The organism is Acidiphilium sp. (genome assembly GCF_049977125.1).
Lineage (GTDB): Bacteria > Pseudomonadota > Alphaproteobacteria > Acetobacterales > Acetobacteraceae > Acidiphilium.
Genome location: NZ_JBMFGY010000140.1, coordinates 1 through 6,968 on the forward strand (window position 1 = coordinate 1; position 6,968 = coordinate 6,968).

The window sequence follows — 6,968 nt, forward strand, 5'->3', positions numbered from 1 at the left end:
ATCACCGCCGCACGAGCTAACAATCTGCTGCCCACAATCCCTGCCCAGGTAGCGGTCTGATCCGGGGGGTGTGAACGGTTACAAGTCGAGCATGGCCGGTTCGCTGCTACTCGGGCAGCGTCTGGCCCGTGGTATCGCGGCCGAACGGAATAACCAGAAGGCCGACGGCGAAGGCGACCGCGGTGATAGCGACCGGCGTACCCAGCGTACCCATGCTCTTGACCGCGCCGGCCAGGATGAAATTTACAGCGGCACCAGCGAATCGACCGACTGAGGTGCAAAAGGCAAATGCGGTTGCTCGGATTTCGGTCGGATAGAGTTCCGGCAGCCACAAGCTGAACATCGCAAAATTACCCCCGCCGAAACCGAGAAAGAACAGGATGATCAAAAAGGTAGTTAGACCGTGGTCGGGCGGCAGGTAGAACGCCCAACCGAAGGCGGCGATGATCGTGACGAACATGACCGCGAAATAGAAGGCCAGGGTAGAACGCCGGCCGAAGCGCTCGGCGAGGGGCGGTAACGCGATGCAGCCGATGATCGTGCCGATCGAGAGCAGTGCGGTGCCGAACGAGACCATGTGGATCGCGGCGGGCAGGGCCATGCCGGATTTTCTCGCAAGAATGATGATGGCGCTTGGTTCATACACCGCCCCGGCCCAGAGACCGATGATCGCGACCGTCAGCAGCACCGACATCACGATGGTCTGGCGCCGGTGCGCTGGGTTGAAGATCGCGGCGAGCGGGTGGGTCGTGCGTGTCGCCCGATGGCGTTGCCACTTACTGGTTTCCTTCACGCCAAGCATGATCAGCACGGAAATCACTACCGGGGCGAGGCCGCAGAGGAACATCGCGCGCCAGCCGTAATGGGCGCCGATGGTGAAGTTGAGGGCAGCAGCAACGAAGAAACCGGCATAGTACCCGGTCTGCAGGAGGCCGGCGCCCATCTTGCGCCGGTCTTCGGGCCACGATTCAGCAACATAGGTTCCCGCCATTGCCCACTCACCGCCGATGCCAATGCCGGCGATCAGGCGGAATAAGCCGAGTTCATAAATGTTCTGCGACAACGCGGCAGCACCAGTGAAGACCGCGTAGATCAGGATGGTGGCGGCCAAGGCGTTCTTGCGGCCGAACCGATCCGCGATCGGCCCCCAGATGAACGAAAATCCCCATCCGATCAAAAATACTGCGAACAGGATTGAACCAAATTCGCCGATATTGGCGGGCGTCGGCTTTATGCCGGATCGCGGCAACAATTGGGTCAGCGCCGGGGCCAGGACGAGGGCATAGATCACACTGTCCATGCCATCGAGCATCCAACCGAACCATGCTCCCCAGAAACCAGCGATCTGCTGGCTGTTCAAGGGCGTGCGTGCGACGACTGTGCCGTGACCGGCTATGGATCGATTATTCATAGCGTTCCCCGCATACAGATGTTATTGATATATTTACCTTTTATATGCAGCAATCAGCCGTTCACTACAATCTACCCTCTGGTGCGGCGAGCCAGCCAGCTTTGCCCCGGCAAGGCGATTAACTGATCGACCGCGCTGCTGCGCGCAATTGTGCCATCACGTAAATAAGCTTCGTGACGTGATTCGATCGCTTCGGGATCATATAGATAATTGACCATGATACCGAAGGATTCCGCGATGCCCCGCGGCGCGGGGTTTCCGAGCCAGTTGATCCGTTCAAGCCGCGCGCCGTTGCCGAGGTGGAACCGGGCGACGGGATCGGGGCGTGATTTTACTTCCGGATCCGACCTGAGGGTTCCGGTAAGGTATTGTGCAGCCAGACGCAGCAACGGGCCGCGCAGGGCGCCGGCGAGCTGGGGCTGTGTCCACCATTCCTTGGTGGTCAACACCTCCGTGAGCAACGCCGCGTCGTCGGTCGCCGAGATCGTAGCGGTGCGGATGATTGTTTCGCGCTCTTCGGCGGCAAGTAAAGGCATCGAGCCTCGCCGCGCGAGTGCGGCTATTACTGCCTGGCGTAGCTGTGGCACCGGAGAGAGAGTTGAGAACCGCTTGAGACGCGGTAGTTCGGCCTGAAGTTCGGCGACCACCTGCTTGATCAGGAAATTTCCGAAGGAAATGCCGCGTAGTCCATCCTGGCAATTGGAAATCGAGTAGAAAATCGCAGTATCAGCGTGAGCTGCAGCGTCATGCAGCAGGTCATCTGCGTCGGCGTCTTCGGGTGCCAGGGCGAGCAGCGGGGTGATGGCATTAGCAAGGCCCTGAACCAGTGCAACCTCCACGAAGATCAGCGGCTCATCGGGAAGCGCCGGATGGAAGAAGGCAAAGCAGCGCCGATCCGGAGCAAGGCGGCGGTGTAGATCATCCCAGCCGGCGATTTCGTGTACCGCCTCGTAGGTGATCAGTTTTTCAAGTACGAAGGCTGGGGTACGCCAATCGATGCGGCGAAGTTCCAGAAAACCGCGGTTGAACCACGAAGAGAACAGATGTTGGAAGTCAGAATCGAGTGAAACAAGTGTGGGTGTGGTGCGCAACTCGGCCAATACCTCGGTGCGCAGCTCGATTAATGCCGCGGTGCCACCGGGCGCCATGTTCATCCGGCGTAGCAATTCCTGGCGTGGTGGCTCGGCGGCATCGGCGAGGGCGGTTGCTGTTGCGGCACCCGGATTGGCCAGATAGGCGCGCGCGGCGGCTTCGAGTTGCACCGGATCTGGCTCGAAACTGGTCGCCAGAAACTCCAGGAATCTTTTGCGGTCGGGTGGATTGAGTTCGCGCAGGGTGCCGAGTAGAGCCGCGGCGAGGGCAGCACCCGACGCCTCGCCCCGACCGCTGAGCAACGCATCCGCCAGCAGTTCCGCCCGCTCACGCGAGGGAAGATTGTCGTTGGGAAGGTTAACGAACTTACGACCGTGATCAGCGATCGAGGTCCATAGGCGATCTAGCCAGGAACGGCTGGAATGATCGGGGGTAACGGGCAAGGAACCGAACATTGTTGTCATCCCTTATCAAGCCAAGGTTGATTGTAGCGCGAAGCGACGGCTACCGAAACTGAGGCATGATCAGATCGGGTGGGTGAAGCGGTCAAATTAGAACTTGCTAAGGTGCTGGTCATGCGGGGAGTACGGCGGCTGGTCGTTGTTGGTAGAGAGACTTTGGGGCGGGGATCGATCGGGTGGGGATCGCGACTCGCGCGATTGGGGCGGAATTTGCATCCGGGGTGCAGTGCCGCGCAGGGCGGCAAGCCGGATGATGCCATTTGCGCGGCAAATCGGGCTATTTAGACGGATCGGCACGGCGTGCCCTGGGAGCGATGGGTGTTACTGCTTGAGGTTGTTGAAGTGATGGATTCGGGAACCGGAGCCGCGCGTCAATGATATTGTGGGTTTCAATGGCTTGCCCAAGCCGGTCGCATCCTCACAGCCCGACAGTCATGGAACGCCGCGTTTCTGAACTCCGGGTGCGAGCCCTGATCGCCTCGGCTGACATCGCTGGTCCCACCCATGGTCCCTGCACCAGATCGATCTCTAGAGCTCGCGCCCGATTTACTTCCATCTCTGTCTCGACCCCGTCGATCGTCACCGGAATTCCCAAACGATGGGCAATCTCCACCGAAGCACGGATCAGAGTCGCGTCATTCGATGCGTCTTCCGGCGTCATCATATGAGCCAGTCGCCGGTCGAGCTTCAAACCGGTTAACGGCAGTCGTGATAGCAAAGCCAGACTGCCAAATACCGCGCCAAATCCTTCGAGAATCACCCCGACCCCGCACTCACGCAACGAGGCCATCGCATGGTGTTGCGCCATTCCTCCGTCGATCAGCTCGGATTCGTCGATCTGCAGATCGATCCGCCCCTGGCCGAACCCCTCGCGACCGAGCGCCGCAAGAAGCGTATCGCACACCACATGATCCGCCAAAGCCCGGCTCGGCAACGGTACCGCAACTCGGCAGTCCAACGGCCACAACTGGACGGCCACCGCGGCCGCATCTAACGTGAAGCGCAACATCTCCGCGTACAGAGCCGGATTTTCCAGATCCCGCAACAATGGCGCCACCGAGATCAGCCCGCGCCGCCGGTTCGGCAATCCCAACCATAGCTCTGCCCCCTCAACCCGATCGGCTGCCTCGCCGCTCGAACCACCCAGCTGCAGCCGCGGCAGATAACGCAAAGAGAAAAGGCCACCTCGTAATGCCTTGGTCAACCACGTCGCCCGCTTGCGCTGTTCAATGGCCTCCAGTCGTCGTAGCGACGCCAGGGTCCGCCGATCGACCAGCCCAGCCGGCGGATCGGGCATGTCGTGGTCAGGTGTAGGCAAATCGGGTGATGTCGCTATGCTCACACCCGTCGTTCCGGTCGGACTTGCTCAATCATGCGCGTCGTTGTGCCGATAGAAAGTAAAGGTTCCGTTAGAGCGGACGTAAAATTTAAATAAACCCCTCCGATTGGGATAAGGCTTATTTTTAAGTCAGCGCGCGCGGATGCGTGAACTCTACCAGCAAAATATCAACCTGCGTCCAAACGTGCCCCTTGCGCGTTCATTTTCGACGAGCGAACTGGCAAGGTGCGAAAACTCAAGACCGTCTTTTCGGTGCCCGGCCGCGGCTTTCAAAAGATACGACGTCTGCCTGCTACGACCATTCCGAGGGCGAGCAGCCCAGTACCTAGAAGAACGAAAGAGCTGGGTTCTGGAACCGGAATAGACGTGCCAGGGGTGCCGGGCAAAAATGTATCTGGACCAGTCCCAAAAGAAAAGCTCGCACTTTTAACAACAGTATCACTTGTCACTCTACTTGCGCTAAAAATAAACGTTGCCGTGTCCAGAATATATGGATTAAAGTTTGCGATTCCTTTGTTAAAATCATATTGGCCCGGGCCAATGATCATATCTTTGGGTTTTCCCTTTGCCAAGGTGCCCGCAGCTTCAAGTGTTATTGTTGATCCAGAATTACCAAGTGCCCAATGGTTAATGGTACCGGTAGTGTCGATAACGGAATCCGTTGAATATGAGGTGTTAACCAATTGTCCGAATGCGGTGTAAGAGCCAAGCTTTCCAGGTGCGGCACCCAAAATGAATGAAATATCACTCAATGCCTGACCCGCGGACCTCATGTTTGATTCAGTATTATTTAGAACAACACTAAGCATACCATTCTCGGTAGTAATCGTCGCGGATCCGGCTAAAGCCCCATCCGAGCCGGTACCCGAAGCCGTGAAGGTATACACGCCCGCCTGCGCGGTGCCTGCAGCACCCAACGCCAAAGCCGTCGCGACCAGGAATGTCTTCAACATTTCTAAAGCCTCCTCCTGGGGCCCAGAGCCGCCGGTAACCCGGAGTTCCTCATAGCCCTTCCACTCGTTCCATCATATCTATTAATTTCAACAAAGTCACCAATATTTTAGAGGCTCTATAGCATTGAAATAGTAATCATAAGTTGTTTATTAAAACTAGTGGTTGTAAAATGCTGCGAGGACTGTTCACAGTAGGTTTTGTGCAGATTGCCCCCGTTGTATTGATTTTCATAAATGGTGTGAGTCGGGCGGTTCGGCCGCCCGCCAGGTTTCGGTGCGAGAGGGTTGAGATTTATGCCACCAAAGATCCAAACGACCGGTGACATCGCCCTTTCAACTCGGCCAGGAGGGCGATGACGCCAGGCTGGCTGAATCGAGGTGCCAAGCGCATCCTGTCCTCCCACCCTAGCGAATGGCGGCGATTTGGGCTTGCTCGGCGGACTGCCCAGCTTGCTGCTGGCTGGCCTGTTCTGTCGATGCGTTGATCTGACGCCCGGAGACGGTTGCCGCCTGCCAGTAGCGTTGTGCGGCTTCCTGGACGCGATCGATGCTTTCAGCGACTTCGGATGAAGCGGTCGGAGATTGAACCGTGCTCACCAGTCTGATTTCAGCACCGCCCAACCCCTGCCTCGCCGCGTCGGTCTTCTCGGATGGCGTGCTCAGCGCCGCCGGCTGCGTTTGCGCATCGAGCGCCGCATCTTCGGCGGCTTGACGCTGAATCGGGCCGGACGCGAGTGCCGCGGCAGCCGGCAATTCGCGTTCCGACCCGATGCGGATCGCCCGATCCAAATCCGAGATCACGGTATCAAACCGACCGCTGTCCAATGCGTTCAGGACGACAGCTCGCGACAGCCCAGCCGCGCTCATGACAACAGCCGCCGGACCGTCATCGAACACCGCTTCGACCGCTGCGCGTGCCTCGCGGAGCATCGCGACCGGCGCGCGTGGCGGGTTGTCCATCCACGCGAAAAGTCGCGCCGTATCGACATCATCTTTTGCGAACGCCATCATCTCCTGGGTGGAGAGCCCGTTGATGTCGTGACGATTTTGCGTGAACCATTCAGCCATCTCAGCTCCCTTCCCTGCCAGGAAACTCCCGATTGAGATCGGCAATGAACGCCGCTTGTGCGTCGATCGTGTCGCGCACCAGGTTTTCAGCTTCCGGCAGATCAACCGTGCGACCGACAACGACGATGAGGTGCAGAAAATTGGCGACGATACCGAACCGCTCGGTATCGAACACGCCCCGCAAGCTGGTTGGATCGAGATCAGCCGCTTTCACGATGACGCAGAACGCAGGATCGGCGATCAGGTGATCCAGGGCGTCGCGCGCGGCTTCGATGCCGTGCCCGCGCATCGAGGCGGCATTATCATCGCCGAGGGCCGCCCCGCCGATATTCTCGAAGCAATCGATGGCTCGGGTGATGATGTCCTCAGTGGACGCACCCCCGAGATCGAGCCGTGGCTGGGTGAACCATTCTGTCGTCATACCCGCACCTTGGGTTTGTTGGCGAAGCGATTTTGCGCGACCCGGCTGACCATCTCCGGCCGCCGGAAATAGATCGCCCGGCCGCAGCGCAGGGGGCGGCCGGATTTGGGGATGATGATCTGCTCATCATCGCGCATGTCGTGCATGATTTCCTCGGCGCGGATGAGTTGGCGTTTCAGCTCGTGATAGGTGAGCGTGTTGCCCTTCGAGCGGTGCCCGACTT

Annotated in this window: 7 protein-coding genes; all 7 read right to left on the reverse strand. The window is 58.7% G+C overall.

Features of this window, described 5'->3' with window-relative positions:
- Window positions 1-106: 106 nt before the first annotated feature.
- Window positions 107-1,411 carry an MFS transporter gene (locus tag ACP5E6_RS14980; RefSeq protein ID WP_427955290.1) on the reverse strand — a complete coding sequence of 435 codons (1,305 nt, stop codon included), beginning with the start codon at window positions 1,409-1,411 and terminating at the stop codon, window positions 107-109.
- 71 nt (window positions 1,412-1,482) lie between these two features.
- Entirely contained in the window at window positions 1,483-2,958 is a 1,476-nt protein-coding gene (locus tag ACP5E6_RS14985; RefSeq protein WP_427955292.1) for a malonyl-CoA decarboxylase, read from the reverse strand.
- A 424-nt stretch (window positions 2,959-3,382) separates the two neighbouring features.
- Complete coding sequence (locus ACP5E6_RS14990; protein ID WP_427955294.1) at window positions 3,383-4,261, reverse strand: EAL domain-containing protein; 879 nt, start codon at window positions 4,259-4,261, stop codon at window positions 3,383-3,385.
- Between the two features lie 311 nt (window positions 4,262-4,572).
- Window positions 4,573-5,256 (reverse strand): PEP-CTERM sorting domain-containing protein, encoded by a 684-nt coding sequence (locus ACP5E6_RS14995; RefSeq protein WP_427955297.1) that lies wholly within the window; start codon window positions 5,254-5,256, stop codon window positions 4,573-4,575.
- Window positions 5,257-5,661: 405 nt separating this feature from the next.
- Window positions 5,662-6,324 carry a hypothetical protein gene (locus tag ACP5E6_RS15000; protein ID WP_427955299.1) on the reverse strand — a complete coding sequence of 221 codons (663 nt, stop codon included), beginning with the start codon at window positions 6,322-6,324 and terminating at the stop codon, window positions 5,662-5,664.
- A 1-nt stretch (window position 6,325) separates the two neighbouring features.
- Complete coding sequence (locus ACP5E6_RS15005) at window positions 6,326-6,745, reverse strand: hypothetical protein (RefSeq protein ID WP_427955301.1); 420 nt, start codon at window positions 6,743-6,745, stop codon at window positions 6,326-6,328.
- Window positions 6,742-6,968: type IV secretory system conjugative DNA transfer family protein (locus ACP5E6_RS15010; RefSeq protein ID WP_427955304.1), on the reverse strand; the 227-nt coding region annotated here is incomplete at its 5' end. The genes ACP5E6_RS15005 and ACP5E6_RS15010, both read right to left, overlap by 4 nt.